This is a genomic window from Rhodothermales bacterium, from assembly GCA_041391505.1.
GTDB lineage: Bacteria > Bacteroidota > Rhodothermia > Rhodothermales > JAHQVL01 > JAWKNW01.
Window position 1 is genome coordinate 79,480 of record JAWKNW010000014.1, and the last position, 21,217, is coordinate 100,696.

A 21,217-nucleotide genomic window follows, 5' to 3' on the forward strand; every position below is an offset into this window, starting at 1 on the left:
ACACCATGTGCGATGTTCAATTTGCAATTTGCGATACCCGCCCATCTTTAGATGGCCGGATCGTTCCTTTATCTTTTATGTACCGGATGTAGCTGTCGCGCAGCAGGACGCCGAGGTCCTCGCGGCCGGCCGGGGACCAGAGCGCCGGCATGTCGCCGCCGCCGTTGGCGAGATAGTCGGACGTCACCAGCCGATAGGTGCGCGCCGGATCGAGCGGAGCGCCGGCGACGCGGATGTCGGTCGCCGCCCGGTCGCGGATGGCAAACGTGAAGCCGGCGATGGGCTCGCCGCCCATCCGGGCGAGCTGCTGGGCGAGGGAATCCACCATCACGCCGGTCAGGTCGACGACGCTCAGCATGTTGTCGAACGGCATCAGTTCGTAGATCACACCCACCGTGATGGGCCCCGGGTTGATCGGCACGCGCAGCCCGCCGTTGTTCGTGAGGGCCAGGTCTACCGGCCGGCTCGTCCATTGCTGCACGTCGGCCAGCATGGCGTCGGCGGCGAGGTTGCCGAGCGGACCCTCGGGCTGGGCTTTCTCAAACAGTGCGGTGGCTTCGCCGATGACCTCGTTCACCTTGCTCTGGAGCTGCGCCCGGTACGGGGCGACGAGCGCCTCCATAGCCGGGTCGTCGGCCAGCGAGTCGCCGATCGGGGTGAAGGTGACGACCGGTTCCGCAATCGCGAGCGCCTCGGGCGCGGCCGGCCCGGGCTGCGTAGCGCGGCAGCCGGCAAGCACGAGCAGGGCGATCAGGGTGAGCAGACGGGACATGGATGCGGGATGTTGGATTCGGGATGCGGGGGGTTGGATGCAGGATGTTGGATGCAGGATGTTGGATGCAGGATGTTGGATGCAGGATGTTGGATGCAGGATGTTGGATGCAGGATGTTGGATGCAGGATGTTGGATGCAGGATTATAAAGATAAGGTATATGCCCTTTGAGAGCGCTTCAGATGCACCATCCTGCATCTTGTATCCTGCATCTCGCATCCAACATCCCGCCCCCCTCATCCCCCCATCATACGAACCACGGCGCAGACCTGGAACGGCGCCGGGGTTACGTTTCTTGCACGGCATTCCGTATTCTTGGGGTTTCTTCGCGAATCCTCGTTGTAACCCGAATGGAACCGACCTCCGCCGCGGCCAGGCCGTCGCGTTTTGCGCGCTTTCTAACCGTTGTCGAGCGCATCGGCAATGCCCTGCCGCATCCGGCAACGCTGTTCGCGATCTTCGCGATGATCGTGATCGTGCTGTCGTGGGTGTTCAGCCAGTTCGATCTTTCCGTCGTCAACCCTGGATCGGGCGAGGTGGTCCGGCCGGTGAACCTGCTTTCGCGGGAGGGGCTGCATCGGATCCTGACCGAGATGCTGACGAATTTTACGGGTTTTGCGCCGCTCGGGACGGTGCTCGTGGCGATGCTCGGAATCGGGGTGGCGGAAGGCAGCGGCCTGATCGGCGCCGGCCTGCGGCTGCTCGTCATCTCCGCGCCGACGCGGCTGCTGACGTTCGTGATCGTCATGGCCGGCGTGCTCTCGAACGCGGCGAGCGAGGTCGGCTACGTCCTGCTCGTTCCGCTCAGCGCCCTGATCTTTCTGGCCGTCGGCCGGCATCCCATCGCCGGCCTCGCGGCGGCCTTCGCCGGCGTCTCCGGCGGCTACAGCGCCAACCTGTTTCTCGGGACGGTGGATCCGCTGCTCGCCGGTCTCTCCCAGGAGGCGGCGCAGATCATCGACCCCGCGTACACGGTCAACCCCGCCGCCAACTACTACTTCATGGCGGCGTCGACATTCGTGATCGCGGCGGCCGGCACGTGGGTCACCGAGCGCATCGTGGTGCCGCGCCTCGGGGCGTATACGGGCGACGTGCAGGCCGAGGAGGTCAAGCCGCTCAGCTCGGCCGAAAAACGGGGCCTTTGGTACGCCGGCGCCGGCATCGCCGTGCTGTCCGGCCTCGTGCTCTGGGGGCTTATCCCGGAGGACGGATTTCTGCGCGAGATCGGGACCGGGAGCATCCTCCGGTCGCCCTTCATGGAAGGCATCGTCGCGTTCATCTTTATCGCCGCGAGCCTCGCCGGCATCCTCTACGGGATCGGCGCCGGGACGCTCCACAGCGATGCGGACGTGATGAAGGGCATGGGCAAGTCGATGTCGGCCCTCGGCCTCTACATGGTGCTGGTCTTTTTCGCCGCACAGTTCGTCGCCTACTTCCGGTGGACGAATCTCGGCCTCATCTTCGCCATCGAAGGCGCGGATCTGCTGAAGGCGTCCGGCCTCGGTCCCATCCCGCTGATGGTGGCCTTCATCCTGCTCTCGGCGCTGATCAATCTCTCGATCGGGAGCGCGTCCGCGAAGTGGGCCATCATGGCGCCGGTGTTTATCCCGATGTTCATGCTGCTGGGCTATACGCCCGAGCTCGTCCAGGCCGCCTACCGCATCGGCGACAGCGCGACGAACATCATCTCCCCCATGATGTCGTATTTCGCGCTGATCGTGGCGTTCGTGGAGACGTACGACAAAAAAGCCGGCATCGGCACCGTCGTCGCCACCATGCTGCCGTACACGCTGGCTTTCCTCGCCGTGTGGATGACGCTGCTCGTGCTCTGGCTGGTGCTCGGCTGGCCGCTCGGACCGGGCGCGGCCCTCTTCCTGCCGACGCCCTGAGATGGTTGCACCCGATGCCGATCTGCTGGCGTCGCTGCGCCGGCTCAACGCGCTGCGCGCCTCTCGTTCCCGAACGCGCGAACGCGAGCGGTTGGAGGCGGAGATGGAAACGCGTTTTGGGGTTTCCTGCCGGCTCGTCGTCTACGGTACCCTCGCTCCCGGCGAATCGAACGCGGATCAGCTGGCGCCGCTGGAAGGGATCTGGCGGTCCGCGACGGTCCGCGGAGCCCGCCATCCACGCGGATGGGGGGCGGTGACCTTCTATCCGGCATTTCGATGGGATGAGGCCGGCGCGGCCATCCCGGTCCAGCTCTTCGAATCCGGTGCACTTCCCGGTCACTGGCGCCGGCTCGATCGGTTCGAGGGACCCACGTACGGTCGGGTGCTCGTCCCGGTCTACCTGGATGCGGGTTGGACGGTTGCGAACGTCTACGAAGCGCGGGAAACATGAGGATGGAAGTGTGGGAGTTTGGGAGCAATGGCGGTCGATTCGCCACGCCCATCCCCCCACACTCCCATCCCCCAACGCAGCTTATTTCACCAGCATCATCTTGCCGGTGCGCACGAACGAGCCGGCCTCGATGCGGTACAGGTAGGCCCCGCTCGGTAAGGCGCCGGCGTCGAAACGAGCCTGGTGGAAACCGGGCTCCATCGCGCGGTCGACGAGGGTCTCGACCTTACGGCCGAGCAGGTCGTACACGACCAGCGAGACGTGGCTCGCTTCGGGCAGGCTGAACGGAATCACCGTCACCGGATTGAACGGGTTCGGGTAGTTCGCACCGAGGCCGTACGCTTCCGGCAGCTCGGCCGCCGTTTGCAGCAGCAACGCCGGCGCATCCTGCCCTGCTCTCGCGGCGACGACCGGAGCGAGCGTTTCCACCGCCCAGTGGTTGTCCAGTTGTACCGTGGTATTGCGGCCCACTTCGATGTCCCTGGCGAGGAAGGCGCCGGTTGCGGTGCTGTTGCCGAAAAACTCGATGGTGCCGTTCGGTGCGTAAATACTGGCGGAGATCGTGCTGAAATGGCCAAAGTCGACCGCCGTCGACGTCGTCCCGTTCGCGCCGGCCGCGAAGATGACGAAGTCGGACGCATCCACCGTCGCGCCGCTCGCCGGCGTCACGTTCACCGTCTGGCTTGCCGTGAAGACGCCATCGACCCGCAACTCCGCCGCGCTGCTGTAGCGCAGGTTGGCGTTGCTCGCCAGGGTAACGGAGGAGACCTGATACAGGCCGCCGGCCAGCACGAGGGTGCCGTTCGATCGGACGGTGATGTCGCCGTACGATCCGGGCGCCAGCGTCACCGTCTGGTTCGAGCCGACGATCAGGTCGTCGCCGCCGGCGTCGATCGCCGGGAACGGCGGGAAGGCGAATGCCGGCAGAGCGAGCGGACTGGTCTGCGTGCCTGTGATGGTGCCTGCGTTCGTTAGCGTGTTGAACGTAACGTCGCTCTTGACCACCGAATTGGGCAGGATCACGATCTCGTTGGCTTTCATTTGATAACCGGCTGCCGTGATGACTTTGCGGTCGAGCACGAGTTCGGCGCCGGCGAGCGTTGCGTCCGTCGCGTCGTCCCGAACGAGCACATCACCGCTGGCGACATGGACGCCGGAATCCAGGTACATGCTGTTCCGTGCGGCCAGCACCGCGGTTGCCTGGAACGGCTCCTGCGCCTGGATGAAGACGACGAGGCCGTCGTGGTCGGACGACCGCAGGGCGTTCGACGGGTCGTCGATCAGCACCAGCGGCGCGCCGGCGTTGCCGCGGCCGTAGCTGAAGCCGGTGACGAACGGGTCGAGGCCGGCCGATGTGAGCGCGTGGTCGAGCACCTGCGGACTGCCCTGGTTGACGAACGAATACCGGTTTTCCGCCGGCACCGTCAGCACCTGGTTCGTGAGGTCGGGCTCGACGAGGTCGGCTCCGCTCAGCAGGCTCTCGGACGGGTCGAACGAGCCCCGGATGATGCCCACGGCATCCACGTAGCCGTCGGTGAACTCGAACGCGTTGAAGTCGCCCAGCACCACGAGACGCACATCCGGGTTGGCGGTCTGGCGGTCCTGGATCATCGTCGCGATCGAAAGTGCCTGCTCGAGGCGTTTCTGGCGGACGCGGTCGCCGCCGGAGCCGGGATCCTCGATCCCGTTGAGCGAGCGGTTGTGGACGACCATCGCCTCGATCGGGAAGGCCGGCAGGCCGTAGGCCAGGAAGTCGGCCTCCAGCAGGAGCGGCGGCCGGTCGTGCAGCAGCGAGCCGTCGACCGACAGGGTCTCGGTCGCGCCGAGCTGGGTGACGGCGTTGACCTGCACGCGCGCCGGCTTCACGAGGAAGCCCACGTCGATCCCGCCGACGTCGTTGCCTTCCACGAGGTAGGCGTCGTACGCGAGCGTCGGGTCGTCCGCCTGGATCCGGGCGGCCAGCGCCTGGAGTACGCCGAGCTTCTCGACTTCCTCGACGGCGAGGATATCCGGCGCGCCGAGCACGTCGCGGATGTAGATCGAGAATTTGGCCAGTCGTGTCTGGTATTCGTCCAGCGGCACCGTGTCTTCCGTGCCGTCCTTGATGTCGTCGAAGAGCCGGAACAGGTTGAGCGAGCCGACGGTCGCCTCGCCGGCCTCCGCGGCGCGCACCGGGATGGGCAGCGGCGCCGGCGTGACGGTCAGCTCCGTCGGCCACAGCTCGTAATCCCCGAACTCAAACCCGATGACGCCCGTGGCCTGGAAGGTCGAACCGACCGTCAGGATCTGGTTGTCGAGCCCGAGCTTGTCGGGGTCGAGTTCGAACACTTCGGGGTTGCCGTCCCACACCGGCAGGCCGGAGAGACCCGGGTAGACGATGCCTTTTTCGCGGAACGGCAGCTGGCCGCTCGCCACGACAAACGCTTCCGCCTCGGGGTCCGTGCCGAAGCTCTGGCTCGGGCCGGAGACGAGGCCGTTGGCCACCGTCACCCGCATCCCTTCGTACCGCTCGTACGCGTTGGCGTCCTGCGGCTGATCCGGCGACGGCGTCGCGCCATCGAACACGACCGGATCGGGCACCGGAGCGCCGCTGCCGAGCACCGTGACGACAGGGTCGTCGGTGAATTCGGTGAACTCGAAGAACTCGACGAGCGAGCCGGTGACCGAGACCAGGTCGCCGACGCTCACCGTCGGCGCGCTGCCGGTGAAGACGAAGAGGCCATCCGAGGTGGCCGGGTCGTTGTCCGACCGGTCGGCCGGCGTCTGGATGAAAAAGCCGTTGGTCGACAGTGCGGTGACGACGTTGTTCTCCGTCGCCACGCGGAAGCCGGCGTACGGCGACGTCAGCCCCGCGCCCTGGAGGGCGTAGATCTCGAAGGTGCCGGCGAAGGGCACCACGCCGTTTTCGGCGCCCGGCGTCGGGTCGAAGAGGCTGTAGGTCGACGTATTGCGCCCGCCGCCCGACCCGTTCGGGATGCGCTGGATGGACTGGGTGTCCTTGGAGCCGGACGCGTTTTCGTTCACCTGGGCCTCGCCGGCGTTCAGGAGCACGAGCAGGCCGGCGTCGTCGGCGTCGTCGGTGTCGTAGACGACGGCGTCGACCAGGTTGACGGTCGTCACGGGCGTCCCGTTCGGGAAGGCCGAGGCGTCGCCGACGAACAGCGCGATCGCGTCGGCGCCGTTCTGGATCAGGTCCGTGTCCGGCGTAACGTCGAGGTCGCAGTTCGCCACCGTCGCGGCGTTGGCGCAGAGGACGAAGTAGCCGTCGGCGTCGGTGGCGAAGCCGTCGAGGTCGAAGGCCTGGTAGGACTGGTCGTTGCTGCCGTTGTAGAACACCAGCACGAGGCCCGACAGGTCGGTGGCCGGATCGGCGAAGAGTTCGACGAATTCGGCGGTGTCGCCGCTTGTCTGATCGGAGTCGACTTCATTGATGACGACGCTGACGTCGGGCGCCGGCGCCTCGTTGATCGCGCCGGGCGTCGGGGGGAGCGTCGTAAAGGCCGCCGTGTTCCGCGCGCCGCCCGAGCCGTTCGGGATGCGCTGCATCGATTCGGTGTCCTTCGCGCCGTTGCCGTTTTCGTTGACCTGGGGCTCGCCGGCGTTCAGCAGTGCGAGCAGCTCCAGGTCGTCGGCGTCGTCGGTGTCGTAGACCAGCGCGTCGATCAGGTTCTCGACGGTCACCGGCGTGCCGTTCGGGAAGGCCGACGCATCCGCCTGATACAGGGCGACGGCATCTGCCCCGTTCTGGATCAGGTCGGTGTTCGGCGACACGTCCAGGTCGCAGTTCGGCACGTTGACGGCATCGCCGCAGACGACGAAGTAGCCGTCGGCGTCGGTGGCGAAGCCGTCGAGGTCGAAGGCCTGGTAGGCCTGGTCGTTGCTGCCGTTGAACAGCACGAGCGCGAGCCCCGAAAGGTCGGTGTTCGGCGCGGCGAAGAGTTCGACGAACTCCGCGTTGTCGGTGCTGGTCTGGTCTGCGTCGACCTCATTGATGACGACGTTGGGCGGGGTAGGCGGGCCGCCGTCGCCGTTGAAGATCTGGTTGGCGTTGAACGCGCCGAAGGTGTTGGCCTGGGAGGCTTCCCAGACGAAATCTTCCGCCGTCGAACCCGTACCGCCGAGCTGCAGCGATTCGCCGAGCGGCCCCGACGATTCGCTGACGCCGATGTCCGTGCTGGTCAACCCGTCGGCGACGCCGCCGACGGCCGTAAAGCTCCCCTCGTAGCTCAAGAACTGGACGACGCTGGCGCCGTCGTAGAGGACGATCCCGTCGGGCGAGCCGTTCTGGAGGCCGTTCGAGGGATACGTGACGGTTACGACGCCGAAGCCGCCGCCGAGGTCGGGGATGACGCCGGACAGGTTCTGGGTGTCGTAGGCGGCGCCGCCGCTCCCGTTGTAGAGCACGAGGCTCCAGCCGGACAAGTCGGTCCCGGACGGACCTGCGATTTCGATCGCCTCGTCGATGTCCGCGCCGGTGTTGTCGTAATGAATCTCATTGATGAAGACGCTGGTCTGCGCGAAGCCGGGAAGGGGGCCTGCAGCGCATACCCATAGCAATAGAAGCAGGTATCGTTTCATGGCGTTACGTTTCGTGAGGATCGGCCTGGAGGGAAGCAAAACGGCGCCGCGCCGGAAACGGGAGGGAGGAAATGCACACGCAGAAAGCGTATTCCCCGTCGTGCCGGCGCATCGATGACGCGCGGTCGCTTATGCCCGCATAAAAAAAGAGGCGAAGCAAGATAATCGCTTGCTTCGCCTCGTGCATTATCCGATGGTCAATATTCGGCGCCGGGATAGCGCCGAAGGTTTAACGTTCGAGGTTCGAGGATCAAGGCTTGTGAGGGCACTCCTTGACCGTCGAACCTCGATCCTCAACCCCTCAATTGATCCCCACGTCGCCGCCCATGTCGCCGCCGCCGGCGTTATCGTTGCGGTCGCGGTTGCGGCGCTGGGGCTGCCGGCCGAAGTTGTAGGTGAACGCCAGGTACGCGTTGCGCGACTGCCATTTGCGTTCGCCGAGCTGGTAGAAGGTGTTGTCGTCGACGATGAACTTGAAGCCCATCTGGTCGAACGGGTCGCTGACGCGGAGCGTGAGGCTCGCCTTGTCGTTCATGAACTTCTGCCGGATGGAGATGTCCGCGCGCGAGAAGGCCGAGATGCGGCCCTGCGCCATGTCGGTCGGGGCGCGGTAGAAGTAGGAGGCCTGGAGGTCGAGGCCCGGGCGCACCTGCCAGGTGGCGTTGAAGCGCGACGACCAGGAAATCGCCGAGTTGCTCAGGTCGGTGTCGACGTTGCTGCCGTTGGTGACCACCTTGTAGAGGTTGAAGCTGGCGAACCCGTTCAGCTTCTGGCCGAGGCGCAGGGAGCCGATGATTTCGCTGCCCCAGGATTCGCTGGAGTCGAAGTTCTCGAAGGTCGTCGTCGAGATGCCCGTCGCCGGATCGATCGTTTTGAACCGCTCCATCTGGTTGATGGTCTTCCGGTAGTACGGAGCCAGGCTGAGCGAGCCCTTGTTCGAGAACTGCTGGAGCGACAGCTCGTAGGCGTGCACGTATTCCGGCTTCAGGTACGGATTCCCGACAAAGAGATTGAGGGGGTCGTTGTAGTTCGTGAAGGGATTCAGCATCCGGGTGCGGGGGCGCTGGATGCGCTTGCTGTAGCTGAGCCGGATGGCGCGTGTGTCCGAGAACTTGTAGGAAGCGAAGGCGCTCGGGAAGACGCTGAAGTAGTTGTTGTCGAAGCTCTCGCTGGTCGTGGTCAGGTCGAACGTGGTGAGGGCCTGTTCGAGGCGGACGCCGCCCTGGAGGTCGAGCTTGCCGACGGAGCCGCTCAGGATGCCGTAGGCGGCATGCACCTGCTCGTTGTAGATGAACTCGTTGTTCAAGTTGAGGTCGGGCAGGTAGGCGCCCATCCCGTAGTCGAACTGTTCGGAGTAGAACCCGTTGTCGAGCTGCTGCAAGGTCCCTTTGTAGCCCGTTTCGAGCCGGCCGGCGCCGAGCGGGCGCACATAGTCCACCTGCGCCGTGTATTCGTTCTCCAGGTTGTCCTGGTTGTTGCGCTGGAGGTCCGGCGTGGCGTTGGCCGAGGTGCCGTCCAGGTTGCGCAGCTGCTGGGTGAAGAGGTCGTCGTTGGACCCGTTCGAGCGGTTGTAGCGCAGGTCGGCGCTGAACTCGTGCTTCGAGGTTTCGATCGTGCGCTTGAAGGACAGCTTGTAGTCCATGTTGAAGCCGTCGTTCGCGCTGCCGGAGAGGCGGTCGTAGAGCCCGGTCAGTTCGCTGTTCGTGCCCAGCTGCGCGTAGGTGTTGACGCCGTCGCCGTCGCCGTTGCGCAGGCTCATCTGGGCGGAGGCGGAGAGCACGTCCTTCTTGTTGAAGGCATAGTCGGCATTCACGTTGACCATGTTCGACAGGTTCTTCCGGCTGCCGTCTTCATTCTGCTCGAGGTACGTGAGCGGGTCGAGGTAGCGGTTCTCGCGGAAGTTGTAGCCGGTGTTCAACCGGTCGTCATACCGGAAGCCGTAGTTCGTGAAGAGGCTCAGCTTGCCTTTCTGGAAGTTCAGGTTACCCGACGCGTTGTACGAATCGCTCGTCCCGATGCCCAGCGTGAGGCCGCCGCTCGTCCCGAGGTCGCTGTCCTGCTTCATCACGAGGTTGATGATGCCGGCCATCCCGTCCGGGTCGAACTTCGCGGAGGGGTTGGGGATGACTTCGACCTTCTCGACCATGCCGGAGGGGATCTGCTGCAGGTAGGAGGCGAGGAAGTCGCCCCGGACCGGCGAGGGCTTGCCGTTGATGTACACCACCACGTTCTAGTTGCCGCGCAGGCTGATGTTGCCGTCGATATCGACTTCCACCGAGGGGATGTTCTGGAGGACGTCGGACGCGGAGCCGCCCGTGCTCGTGATCTGATCCTTGGTGTTGTAGACCGTCCGGTCGATCTCGAACGTCACGGCTTCCCGCTCGGCGACGACTTCGACGCCCTCGAGCTGCTGGGTGTCCGGCGTGAGCCGGATGGCGCCGAGCGACACGCGCGGACTCGCCGGCGTGATGTTGATGTCGTTCGCCACGGCGTTTTCGTAGCCGATGAAGCTGACCTTGACATAGTAGCTCCCTGGCCGGATCTGCTCGATCATGAACGTCCCGTCGACGTTGCTCACGGCGCCCGTCACCAGGCTGCTGTCCCGGGAGCTCCAGACCGCGATCGTGGCCGTGGAGATGGCCTCGCCGGTGTCGCTGTCCTGCACCGATCCGCTGAGAACCCCTTGCGGAGCGGGGGGACGCTGGCCCTGGGCCTGGGCCGGAAGGGCGATGCCTGCCGCCAGCAGGGCGGCGAAAAGGAGGAATAGCGGGGTTGAGAGGCGGTATCTATTGGCGTACATGGACTTGTCGTGATGCGTCGTCTTGAATCTCGCCCGGGCTGGCGCCCGCTCTGGCGAAGTGAATACGACTCTACCTACGAGCAGCCGCATGTAAGGGTTGTTTGCTCGTCGTTAATCTTGTTAAGCTGAGGATAAATGTGCGCAACATCTGCCGGGCTCGCTCGTCCCAGCACCCTCTCGGGCACCGGCCCTTGTCCGGCCCCGTGTCCCGCCTCGTATCCCGCCGCATCTGTGATCGGATAGCCATCCCATGACTAAACCCATCATTCTCGCCATCGACGACGATCCGCAGGTCCTCGGATCGATCGCGCGCGATCTGCGCGCGCGTTATGGCAAGGATTATCGCATTCTTCGCGCCGATAGCGGCGCCGCAGCCGTCGAAACCTTGGACGCCGTCAAGGCGCGCGACGAACCCATCGCCCTGTTGATTTCGGATCAGCGCATGCCCGAACTCGACGGCGTGGCGTTTCTCCAGGCCGCGAAGCTGCTGTTTCCGGACAGCAAGCGCGTCCTCCTGACGGCCTATGCGGATACGGATGCGGCCATCGGCGCCATCAACCGCTCGCAGGTCGACTATTACCTCCTGAAACCCTGGGATCCGCCCGAGGAAAAGCTCTATCCGGTGCTCGATGAACTGCTCGACGACTGGCAGGCCGACTATCGCCCGGGCTACGGAGGCATCCGCGTCGTCGGTGACCGGTGGTCGGCGCGGGTCCATGCCATGAAGGATTTCCTGGCCCGCAACCAGCTGCCTTATCGGTTTCACGACGTCGAGGCGTCCGAAGAGGCACGCGCCGTGATCGCGCGCTTCGCGGGCTCGCCGTCGCTGCCGCTGATCGTCCTTCCGGAGGGCGACATCCTCGAAAACCCGGAGCCGGCCGCCGTGGCCGAGCGGGTCGGGCTGCGCACCCGCGCCGAGCAGCCGTTTTACGATCTGGCGATCGTCGGCGGCGGGCCTTCGGGGCTGGCGACGGCGGTGTATGGGGGATCGGAGGGCCTGCGGACGGTCCTGATCGAGCGCGAAGCGCCCGGCGGGCAGGCCGGCACGAGCAGCCGGATCGAGAACTACCTCGGCTTCCCGTCCGGCCTCTCCGGGGCCGACCTGGCGCGGCGCGCCGTGGCACAGGCCCGCAAGTTCGGCGTCGAGATCCTGGCGCCCCAGTCCGTGCGCGCCCTGCGCATCGACGGCCCCTACCGCCGGCTCGAACTGGCCGACGGCGGCGAAATCGCCTGCCATGCGGTGATGCTCGCGATGGGGGTCTCCTGGCGCAAGCTGCCCGCCGTCGGCGCCGACCGTCTCGAAGGGCTGGGGGTGTTTTACGGCGCCGCGATGACGGAGGCGATGAACTGCGCCGGCGAGACGGTTTTTATCATCGGCGCCGGCAACTCCGCCGGCCAGGCCGCGCTGTTCTTCGCCGCCTACGCCCGCCGCATCGTGATGCTCGTCCGCGGCGGTTCGCTGGAAGCGAAGATGTCGCAGTACCTCGTCGACCGCATCGTCCAGACGCCCAACATCGAGGTGCGGCTCGGCGTCGAGGTGCGAGCGTGCGAGGGGGAGCAGCGCCTGGAAGCCGTCGAGGTGGCGGAGATCGCCACCGGAGCGACCGAAACCATCCCGGGCCATTTCCTCTTCGTCTTCATCGGCGCGGCCCCGCATACCGGGTGGCTCGGCGATCAGGTCGCGCGCGACGCCCAGGGCTTCATCCTCACCGGCCCCGATCTGGACCCGAAAACCCATCTCGCCGGCTGGCCGCTCGAACGGGATCCGTTCCTGCTGGAAACCAATATCCCGGGCGTGTTCGCCTCGGGCGACGTCCGCCACGCATCGGTCAAGCGCGTCGCCTCCGCCGTGGGCGAAGGCTCGGTATCCGTCCATTTTGTGCACCGCCATCTGGCAACGCTGTGAAGTGCACCATGCACAATGGAAAGGGTCTGAAAGGGCGTATCGCGAGCCTGACCGTTTTTTTCACCTGAAGAGATCTACGATTTCCGATCTACGATTTCAGATTTCAGATTTCCCATGCCCTACCTCCTCGCCGCCACGCCGGCTTTTTTTGCTGAAATCGCCGCGCTGGTGGTGGCCAGCGCGCTGATCGCCTACCTCTGCCATCGGTTCGGCGTGATGCCCATCGTCGGGTTTCTGGTGGCCGGCGTCGTGATCGGGCCGATGGGGGTCGGGCTGGTGCGCGATCTCGAACTGGTCAACGAGGCGGCGGAAGTCGGCGTCGTGCTGCTGCTTTTTACCATCGGGATCGAATTCAGCCTCGAAAAGCTGGCGCGGATCCAGCGGCTGATCTTCGGCGGCGGCGGTCTGCAGGTCGGGCTCGCGTCGCTGGCGACGATGGGGATCCTGGCCGCTTTCGGCGTACCCTGGCAGGTGGGGCTCTTCACCGGCTTCCTCGTGGCGCTGTCGTCGACGGCCATCGTGCTCAAGATGCTGGGGGACCGCGGCGAGATGGACCAGCCGTATGCGCAGGCCGGCCTCGGACTGCTCATCTTCCAGGACCTCGCCATCATCGTCATGGTGCTGCTCGTGCCGATGCTGGCCGGCGCCGGCGGCTCCGCGCTCGACATCGGGTGGGCGCTCGGCAAGGCGGCGCTCATCATCGTGCTGGTGCTCGTGCTGGCGCGCCGGCTGATGCCGAAATTCCTCGAGGCGGTCGCCCGCACCTGTTCGCCCGAACTCTTCCTCCTCAGCGTCATCGGCATCTGTTTCGGGACGGCGTACCTGACGAGCCTGGCCGGCGTGAGCCTCTCGCTCGGGGCGTTCCTCGCCGGCCTCATCGTGAGCGAAAGCCGGTTCAGCGAGCACGCCATGGGCGAAATCATGCCCCTCCAGATCCTCTTCAGCGCCACGTTTTTTGTGTCCGTCGGCATGCTGCTCGATCTCGGGTTTTTCATCCAGCATATCCCGCTCGTCCTTGGGGCCGTCGTGGCGGTCGTGCTGCTGAAGGTGGCCACGACGGCCTTCAGCGTCCGCGTGCTGGGTTATCCGCTGCCCGTCGCGCTGGCGACCGGGCTCATCCTCGCGCAGATCGGGGAGTTTTCCTTCGTGCTGGCCCGCGCCGGCGGCGAGATCGGGCTGTTCCCGGCCGGGATGGAAGGCCTCGGCGAGCAGACGTTTATCGCGTCGACGGTGCTCGTGATGATCCTCACGCCCGTGCTGGGGGCCCTGGGCAACCGCATGGCGAAAAAACAGCACGCCGGCCCCGCCGCGGTCGACGAGGCCCCGGCGCTCGACCCGCACCTGACGGAGAGCCTGTCGGACCATGTCATCATCGCCGGCTACGGCCCGGCCGCGCGCCGGCTCGTGCGGGTGCTCCTGCGGGTCGACCTGCCGTTTATCGTGACCACCCTCTCGCCCGAAGGGGCCAACGAGGCCGAAGCGGCCGGCGCCCTCGTGCTCCGGGGCGACTACGCCCGCCAGCACCTCCTCGAACACGCCGGCATCGCCCGCGCCCGCACCCTTGTCATCGCCGACGACCACACCGCCATGGCGCACCGGGTCATCCAGGTGGCGAAGACGCTGAACCCGGCGCTCCACATCGTCGTGCGGACGCGCTACCGGGTGGAGATCGACCATCTGCACGCCGCCGGCGCCTCGTGCGTCATCGCCGAGGAGGTCGAGAGCATCGTCCAGCTCTTCGCCCAGATCCTGCAGGACGCCCGCGTGCCGGCGGGGGAGATCGAACAGATCGTCAACGAGGTGCGCGGCGGCGACTACGCCCTGCTCGACGCGCCGATGGCGGACTCGGATGCGATCACCATCGAGCCGGCCGGCGACACGGCCTGCCGGCATCTGGATCGCGTGCGGCCCGTCGTCCCGGGCTCCGCCGGCTGCGAGGCGTGCCTGCGCGATGGGGACACCTGGGTCCATCTCCGCATCTGCATGACCTGCGGCCATGTGGGCTGCTGCAACGATTCCAAAAACAAACACGCCACCCGCCACTTCCACGAAACGGATCACCCCATCGCGCGCTCCTTTGAACCCGGCGAAAGCTGGGCGTGGTGCTACGTCGACGAGGTGATGGTAGCGCCATGATCACACCGTCCGACCTGCTCATCGTCCCCATCTTCGCCGGCCTGACGGAGGCGGATCGCCAGTGGCTCGCGGAGCATATGTCCGAGCGCTGGCTGGATGTCGGCGAAGCGCCGTTCGAGTCCGGCGCGGCCGCCGAGTTTATGTTTGTCATCCTGGAGGGCGCGTTGCAGATCCTCACGTTCCAGGGGGGCGCGTGGCGGGTGTTCGACACCTTTCGCGCCGGCCGGATCACCGGCGTGCTGCCCTACTCGCGCATGACGCATTTCGCCGGCCGGGCCAACCCCATCGAACGGACGCGCGTCGGGCAGCTTCCCCGGAGCGACTTCCGGGAGATGCTCTACCGGATCCCGGACCTCGGGCAGCACCTCATCGCCCTCATGTCCGACCGCGTCCGCAGCAGCTCCTGGAACGACCAGCAGCAGGAAAAAATGCTGGCCCTGGGCAAGCTGGCCGCCGGCCTCGCCCACGAAATCAACAACCCCGCCGCGGCCGTCAACCGGGCCGCCGCCACCCTCCAGGAACGCCTTCAGCAACTGCCCCCGCTCGTCGCCCGCCTCGCGCGCCACGGGCTGTCCGAATCGCTCATCCACGCCGCCGACGGGCTCCGCCAGCGGTGCACCGTGGAGGCCGCGCCGCCGCTCTCCGCGCTCGACCGCGGCGCGCGGGAAGATGCCATCGCCGACTGGCTGGACGACCGCCGTGTCCCGGAGAGCTGGCTACTCGCCGCCACCTTCGTGGAAGCCGGCATCGCGCCGGCGGACCTCGATGCGGTCACCCGCGAGGTGCCGGACGAGGCCGTCCCCGATCTGGTGCTGTGGCTCGAAGGCACCGTCGCGGCGGATCGCCTGCTCGACGACATCCGGCAGGCCTCGCGGCGCGTGTCGGAGATCGTGGGATCGGTCAAGGTCTACACGCACATGGACCGGGCGCCGGAGCGCGAGCCGGTCGATCTCCGGCAGGGGATCGAAAGCACGCTCACCATGCTGGGGCACGAGCTTCGGGAGAAGCAGATACAGGTCGAGCGCGACTACGACGCCGGCCTCGGGCCGGTCTCGGCCTACGCCGGCGAGCTGAACCAGGTCTGGACCAATCTGATCGACAACGCGATCGATGCGATGGCGCCCGGCGGCACGTTGCGGATCGTGACGCGCCGGCAGGGGCCGTTCGCCCAGGTCCTGGTGATCGACGACGGCAAGGGCATCCCGGAAGAGCTCCAATCCCGCATCTTCGAGCCCTTCTTCACGACGAAAGGCGTCGGCGAGGGGACCGGCCTCGGCCTCGATATCGTGCACCGCATCGTCACCGTCCAGCACGACGGCGCGATCCGCGTGGAATCGAAGCCGGGTCGCACGGCCTTTGTCGTGGAATTGCCGCTCGGGGCGGGCTGAGGGGGTGGATGCAGACCGCGTCATACCCATCACGGTGCTGTCTGGCTTTCTCGGCGCCGGCAAGACGACCCTGCTCAACCGGCTGCTGGCCGAGGCGGACGGCTTGCGCATCGCCGTGCTCGTGAACGATTTCGGGTCGATCAACATCGACGCGCGGCTGGTGGAGGCGGAGCGGGAGGATCTGGTCGAGCTGTCGAACGGCTGCATCTGCTGTTCCATCCAGGAAGACCTCCTCGGGGCGGTGTGGAACCTACTCGACCGGCCGGAGCCGCCCGACCGCATCGTCGTCGAGGCCAGCGGCGTGGCGGACCCGGCGGCCATCGCATTCACGTTTGCGTCCGCCAGCCGGCATGGGGCCATCCGGCTGGATGCCGTCGTCACGCTGCTCGACGCGTCGTCGGTTTTCGAAGAGCGTCCCGCCGAGGTGGCGGCGCTGATCGACCGCCAGCTGGCGTCCGCCGGCATCGTGGTGGTGACCAAAGTAGACCTGGCGACGCCGACAGAACGGTCGGCCGCCCGCCGGATGGCGGAAGCGGCCGCGCCGGCGGCGGCGGTTGTCGAAAGTGCCGCCGGCGTCGCGCCGTGGCCGCTGCTCCTCGGCGCCGGCTTCGGGCCGGGGGAGGCGCATCCGGCGCACGACCTGCCGGGGTTCGCGGCGTGGAGCGGGTCGAGCGCGCGGCCGGTATCGTCGCTCCGCGCGCTGACGCTGGCGCTGCAGGCCTTGCCGGCCGGCGTGCTGCGCGTCAAAGGACTCGTTTTTCTGGACGATATGCCAGAGAGGGCCATCGTCGTCCACCGCGTCGGCACGCGGACGGAGGTGCAGCCGGGCGCGCCCTGGGGCGGCGACGCGCCGATGACACAACTCGTCGCGATCGGACTGGCCGGCGCCGTGGAGCCGGCGACGATGGACGCCTGGTTCGCCGCGCATTTCGGCTGATCGCACCCGCCGCGGATCTCCAGCGGACGCGCAACGTTTGCGCCTCGGGGCCACGTGGGAGCCCGGCTGACCGTCGTGCGTCCGCCGCTTTCCGGGCCGTGCTCCCCATCCGCGCCGACCTCAACAGCTCAGAAATGGACAGATCCATGCAAGCGGACATTCCTTCGGTCGTCATCGTCGGTCATGCCGGCAGCGGCAAGACGACGCTCTGCCGCGCCCTCGTCGCCCGTTCGGGGCGGGCGGCTTTGCATTTCAGCGAGTTGCCGGCGGCCTCGATGCTCACACCCAACACCGAAGACGAACGGGTCGTGTACGACACGCTCCTGGGGCGGGGCGTCGCCACGCCGGACGCCATCGTGGTCGTTGTCGATGCGCTCCAGTTCCAGCAGCAGCTCTACCTCGTCTCCCAGGTCATCGACCTGCGGCTGCCCGTGGTGGTGGCGCTCACCATGCGGGACCGCGCCGCGCGCCTGGGCTCCGCCATCGAGCATACCCAGCTGGGCGGCCTGCTGGGCGTGGACGTGATCCCGGTCCACCCCGAGCAGGGTGAGGGGGTGGACGATCTGAAACGCGCCGTCGAGCAGGCGCTCGGCGCCGACCCGGCGGGCCGGCAGCTCCACTGGCGCCCCTCGATGGGGCTGGCGGATGCCTACAATCACCTCGACCAGTCCTGGGTCCATAAACATCTCCACCTGCACACCGGCGCACGGCTCATCGAGGGGCTGCGGCTGATCTCTTCGCCCCGCGCCGTCGAGGACTATCTGGCCCACCCGGCGCATGGCGCGCTCGTGCGCACCCTCGAGGAGGTGCGGAGCCGGCTGGAGGCCCGCAAGGAGAACTGGACGCTGACCGAAGTGCTGCAGCGGCACAACTGGGCCGCGCAGGTCGCCGGCCAGGTGGTGACGAAGGTGGTGCCGGACCGGCTGTCGGATCGGCTGATGCTGCGCTTCCGCCGCGCGCCGGCGTGGATGGGATGGGCCTCGATCGGCCTGGCCGCCGTGCTGATGGCCTTCGTCGCGCTGTATTTTCTGCAACGCTAGCCCCGTCCTTGAAGCCCGACAAAAACCACCCAATAGCCGGAAATTCGTCCTGGGCGTGATCGCGTGTAATCGGCCCGTCCGTTCTGGCGGTCCGGGCATCCGAACCAGGATGCCCGGACACTGAAAACCGGGTTATTCGCGTACGCGCCGATACACCTCTTCGAGGCGGAAGGTGCCGATCTGGCCTGAATGGTGCCACAGGTCGTCTTCCACCCGCCAGGTAAACGGAATCCGCGTGCCGACGAGCGGCGCGCTCGTGTGGTACTCGATGATCTCGGTGTACCGGGTGCCGTCGATTTCGTAGCGGCCGCCGCCGGCGGTGATTTCTTCGCCATCCTCGCTCTGCCGGCCGAAGGCAAAATGCGACGCCGTCAGGATCTTGATCTGCCGGCGGTTTCCGGGGAGCGACTCGCCCATCTTGAGGGGGTATTCGACGCGATCCGGGTGGATGATGGTCTGGGAGACCATCTCCCAGGTGCCTTCGAGCGGATGGCGGACGGGCTCAGACGATTGGGCGCCGGCGACGCCGGCGATGCAGCCGAGCAGAAGGGCTAGGGCAATGCGTTTCATATGGATCCTCTTCGAGGTGAACCTGTCGAGGTGCATGCGCAGCGCGGATGGCTTTCCCGTATGAGTACCCTGAACTGAATGCCTGGAAGCGCTTCCGGGGAGCGGCGTGTTTCCAGGCGTACGGTGCATGGCGCCTGCCGGCAGGGCGGAGATTGCATGGTAATCCTTTCGGGCGCGCTAGTCAACAGCGACGCCATCTCCGGCCTCGCGCAGCCGTTCGGGATAGGTCTCGCGGATCAGCGCCCGCGCGAGGATCCGGGTAGGGTCGATGAGCGGCAAGCCGGCGGCGTGCGTGCCGGGGAGTGCCAGCGGCAGCTCGGTGCAGCCGAGGACGACCGCCTCCGCGCCGCGTTCCGCCAGCGCGGCGATGACGCCCTCCAGGTCGGCGCGGGCACGGGTACTCACCGGATTGCTGCAGGCCTTGATCCCGTACTCGGGGGCATAGATCGCGGCATGCACCACGTTTTCCTGGATGGCTGCGGAAGGCAATACGGCCTCGATGCCGGCGCGATCCAGCGCGTCCCGATACAGGCCCAGCCGAAAAACCGAGGTGGTGGAGAGGACGCCGACGCGTTTCGGAGGGATCGGCCTGGAGGCGAGATGCCGCGCGGTCTCCTCGATCAGGTGCACGAGCCGGAGCCGGCTGCCGGCCTGCCGCAAGACGTCGAGCACGACATCGAATATGGGCGGAGAATGTGCCGAATTGCACGGGATGGCCGCCACGGTGACGCCGGCGCGCTCCAGCATCCCCGCGATGCGCGCGATCGCGTACGCCGGGTTCTCCGCGATGGCCCCGATGACGTATTCGGTGCGATCGACGATGTCACCGGGGATCGAGAGCAGGGCCAGGGGGAGATGATCCTGATCCACCGCCGTTCGGGTTTCGTCGAACACCTTCCGCACCAGGTCGAGCCCCGCATACGGGCCCATCCCCCCGATGACGCCGATCATCGGGGGCGTTGCGGCGCGTTCCGATCCGTTCATTCCGGGTATGCTGTTTCGGCTGAATGGTTGAGGTTCAAGACTGCGTGTTCAAGGCTCAAGGCAGGGCGACATCGCCCATTGAACTCGAAGCCTCCATACCCTGTGGAGGAGTAACCAGAAAGATGGTCTGCACGAGCCCACGGCGCTTGCGACGGGGGAGTCGAAATGCCTGTCCGCGCGAACGCGGGGAGACCTCCCGCATCACGCCCATGGCCCCAACAGGCGTCTCACGGTGGTCCGGGAGGTCCCTCGCCTGTGCGAGAGACCTCCGCGTGTTCGGCGGGTCAGCCCGTGATCTTCATGGCTTTGGGGTCCCACACGTACGGTTTGTGATTGACGTAGCTCATGTTGGCCAGCAGGGTTGGCGCGGCGGCGCGGAAGCCGAAGGTGGCGTCTTCGAACACGGGCCGGCCGTTGCGGATCGAATCGAAGAAGTACGTGAAATGATCGAACCGGTCGTCGTAGCCGCGCGGCGCGTTGAACGTCATCTCGGAGTTCAGGGGCGGACCGACGGGCTCGACGTAGTTTTTGCGCAGCTCGGCTTCCAGCAGTTTTTGCTGGGCGTTTGAGAAGGTCCGCGCCGAGTTGTAGCCGGTCATGAGGTTGCTGATCGACTCCTTCGCTCGCGCGTTGCGCTCCACCGTGACGCTCGAACCGCCGACGGTGATAACGCCCTCGTCGCCGATGAACTTGAAATGGAAACCGCCGCCCTGGCCGTCGACGAAGTTCGTCTGCAGGGACATGTTGAAGGCGGGATGCATCTCGGTTTCGGGGTAGGCGAACAGGCTGAGGAGCACGTCCGGCACGTCGCGCCCGTCCTTCCAGAACCGCAGGCCGCCCTGGGCGACGATGTCCGTCGGCCCGATGGCGTCGAGGGTGCGGTGGATGCCCGTGAAGAGGTGGACGTACAGGTCGCCGGCGGTCGCCGTGCCGTAGTCCCAGTAGTTGCGCCAGCGGAAGAAGCGCTTGGCGTCGAACGGCCGCTTCGGCGCGCTACCGAGGAACCGGTCCCAATCGACCGTCTCCTCGCTGGCGTCGGTCGGGATCGAATACTGCCACGCGCCGGTCGCCGAGTTGCGATTCGTGATGGCCTCGATCATGTTGAGCGTGCCGATCGCGCCCTCCTTGTAGAGTTCGTGCGCCTTGGCGTAGAGGATGGAGCTGGCATACTGGCTGCCGACCTGGAAGACCTTGCCGGTTTCTTTCTGCACCTGGATGAGGCCGAGTCCCTCTTCCACTTGGTGGACCATCGGTTTTTCGCAGTAGACGGCCTTGCCGGCGCGCAGCGCATCCTTGGCGATCGGGACGTGCCAGTGGTCGGGCGTGCAGATCAGCACCGCGTCGACGTCGGTGCGGGCCAGGATCTCGCGGTAGTCGACGTACGTGTCGATGTGGTTGCCGTAGACTTCCTTCACGTGGATGCGCCGGCCCTCGTAGAGGTCCGCCGCGGCCACGAGTTCGACGCCGGGCACCTGGAGCGCGGTGTCGGTGTCGATAAAGCCGATGATGCCCATCCCGATGGTGGCGATGCGGACGGTATCGTTTGGCGAAATGCGGGAGTGATCGGGCATGCGGAGCGTTTCCGCTACGGCGCCCTGGAGCATGGGCGCCAGGCTGCCGGAAAGCGCCGAGGTGGCGGCGACTTTCTTGAGAAATGCCCGGCGTGAGTCGCGTGGGTGAGTAGGCATAGTGGCTGGCTGGATGAGAACGTAAAGGATGTCGAGGTCGGTACGACGTGCCACCGACGCTCGAAAATACGTATTTTT

General features: G+C 66.4%; 14 protein-coding genes. 7 read left to right on the forward strand and 7 right to left on the reverse strand.

The features are described from left to right. Positions 1-16 precede the first annotated feature (16 nt). On the reverse strand, positions 17-772 hold the full coding sequence (locus R2834_14315) for a 5'-nucleotidase C-terminal domain-containing protein (protein MEZ4701508.1): 756 nt from the start codon (positions 770-772) through the stop codon (positions 17-19). Positions 773-1,122: 350 nt separating this feature from the next. Here R2834_14315 and R2834_14320 point away from each other — a divergent pair, with 350 nt between their 5' ends. Both R2834_14320 and R2834_14325 read left to right on the forward strand, forming a co-directional pair. Further along, positions 1,123-2,661 (forward strand): AbgT family transporter, encoded by a 1,539-nt coding sequence (locus tag R2834_14320; GenBank protein ID MEZ4701509.1) that lies wholly within the window; start codon positions 1,123-1,125, stop codon positions 2,659-2,661. A gap of 1 nt (position 2,662) precedes the next feature. Then, positions 2,663-3,112 carry a gamma-glutamylcyclotransferase family protein gene (locus R2834_14325; protein MEZ4701510.1) on the forward strand — a complete coding sequence of 150 codons (450 nt, stop codon included), beginning with the start codon at positions 2,663-2,665 and terminating at the stop codon, positions 3,110-3,112. 81 nt (positions 3,113-3,193) lie between these two features. Here the strand turns inward: R2834_14325 and R2834_14330 are convergent, their stop codons facing one another. The 3 genes from R2834_14330 to R2834_14340 form a co-directional block, all read right to left on the reverse strand. Continuing rightward, positions 3,194-7,690 carry a T9SS type A sorting domain-containing protein gene (locus R2834_14330; GenBank protein MEZ4701511.1) on the reverse strand — a complete coding sequence of 1,499 codons (4,497 nt, stop codon included), beginning with the start codon at positions 7,688-7,690 and terminating at the stop codon, positions 3,194-3,196. Between the two features lie 301 nt (positions 7,691-7,991). Beyond that, complete coding sequence (locus tag R2834_14335) at positions 7,992-9,914, reverse strand: TonB-dependent receptor (protein ID MEZ4701512.1); 1,923 nt, start codon at positions 9,912-9,914, stop codon at positions 7,992-7,994. A gap of 6 nt (positions 9,915-9,920) precedes the next feature. Beyond that, positions 9,921-10,490, reverse strand: a complete 570-nt coding sequence (locus tag R2834_14340) for a carboxypeptidase regulatory-like domain-containing protein (GenBank protein MEZ4701513.1) — start codon at positions 10,488-10,490, stop codon at positions 9,921-9,923. Between the two features lie 250 nt (positions 10,491-10,740). On the opposite strand from R2834_14340, the gene R2834_14345 reads away from it, so the two are divergent. The 5 genes from R2834_14345 to R2834_14365 all read left to right on the forward strand — a co-directional run bounded on the left by R2834_14345 (position 10,741) and on the right by R2834_14365 (position 17,897). Continuing rightward, entirely contained in the window at positions 10,741-12,396 is a 1,656-nt protein-coding gene (locus tag R2834_14345; protein ID MEZ4701514.1) for an FAD-dependent oxidoreductase, read from the forward strand. Between the two features lie 114 nt (positions 12,397-12,510). Then, entirely contained in the window at positions 12,511-14,532 is a 2,022-nt protein-coding gene (locus R2834_14350; protein MEZ4701515.1) for a cation:proton antiporter, read from the forward strand. After that, positions 14,529-15,920, forward strand: coding sequence for an ATP-binding protein (locus tag R2834_14355; GenBank protein MEZ4701516.1), 1,392 nt, complete (start codon positions 14,529-14,531; stop codon positions 15,918-15,920). Before R2834_14350 ends, R2834_14355 begins: the two co-directional genes overlap by 4 nt. Before the next feature lie 34 nt (positions 15,921-15,954). Next, positions 15,955-16,857 (forward strand): GTP-binding protein, encoded by a 903-nt coding sequence (locus R2834_14360; GenBank protein ID MEZ4701517.1) that lies wholly within the window; start codon positions 15,955-15,957, stop codon positions 16,855-16,857. A gap of 146 nt (positions 16,858-17,003) precedes the next feature. Further along, positions 17,004-17,897 (forward strand): FeoB small GTPase domain-containing protein, encoded by an 894-nt coding sequence (locus R2834_14365; GenBank protein ID MEZ4701518.1) that lies wholly within the window; start codon positions 17,004-17,006, stop codon positions 17,895-17,897. 132 nt (positions 17,898-18,029) lie between these two features. Here the strand turns inward: R2834_14365 and R2834_14370 are convergent, their stop codons facing one another. From R2834_14370 to R2834_14380, 3 genes are all read right to left on the reverse strand, one after another. Then, positions 18,030-18,467 carry a hypothetical protein gene (locus R2834_14370; GenBank protein MEZ4701519.1) on the reverse strand — a complete coding sequence of 146 codons (438 nt, stop codon included), beginning with the start codon at positions 18,465-18,467 and terminating at the stop codon, positions 18,030-18,032. Between the two features lie 177 nt (positions 18,468-18,644). Beyond that, positions 18,645-19,451: an amino acid racemase gene (locus R2834_14375; GenBank protein MEZ4701520.1), complete on the reverse strand. Its 807-nt coding sequence runs from the start codon at positions 19,449-19,451 to the stop codon at positions 18,645-18,647. A gap of 284 nt (positions 19,452-19,735) precedes the next feature. Continuing rightward, a complete protein-coding gene (locus tag R2834_14380; protein ID MEZ4701521.1) occupies positions 19,736-21,139 on the reverse strand; it encodes a Gfo/Idh/MocA family oxidoreductase in 1,404 nt (467 codons plus the stop codon). Positions 21,140-21,217 lie beyond the last annotated feature (78 nt).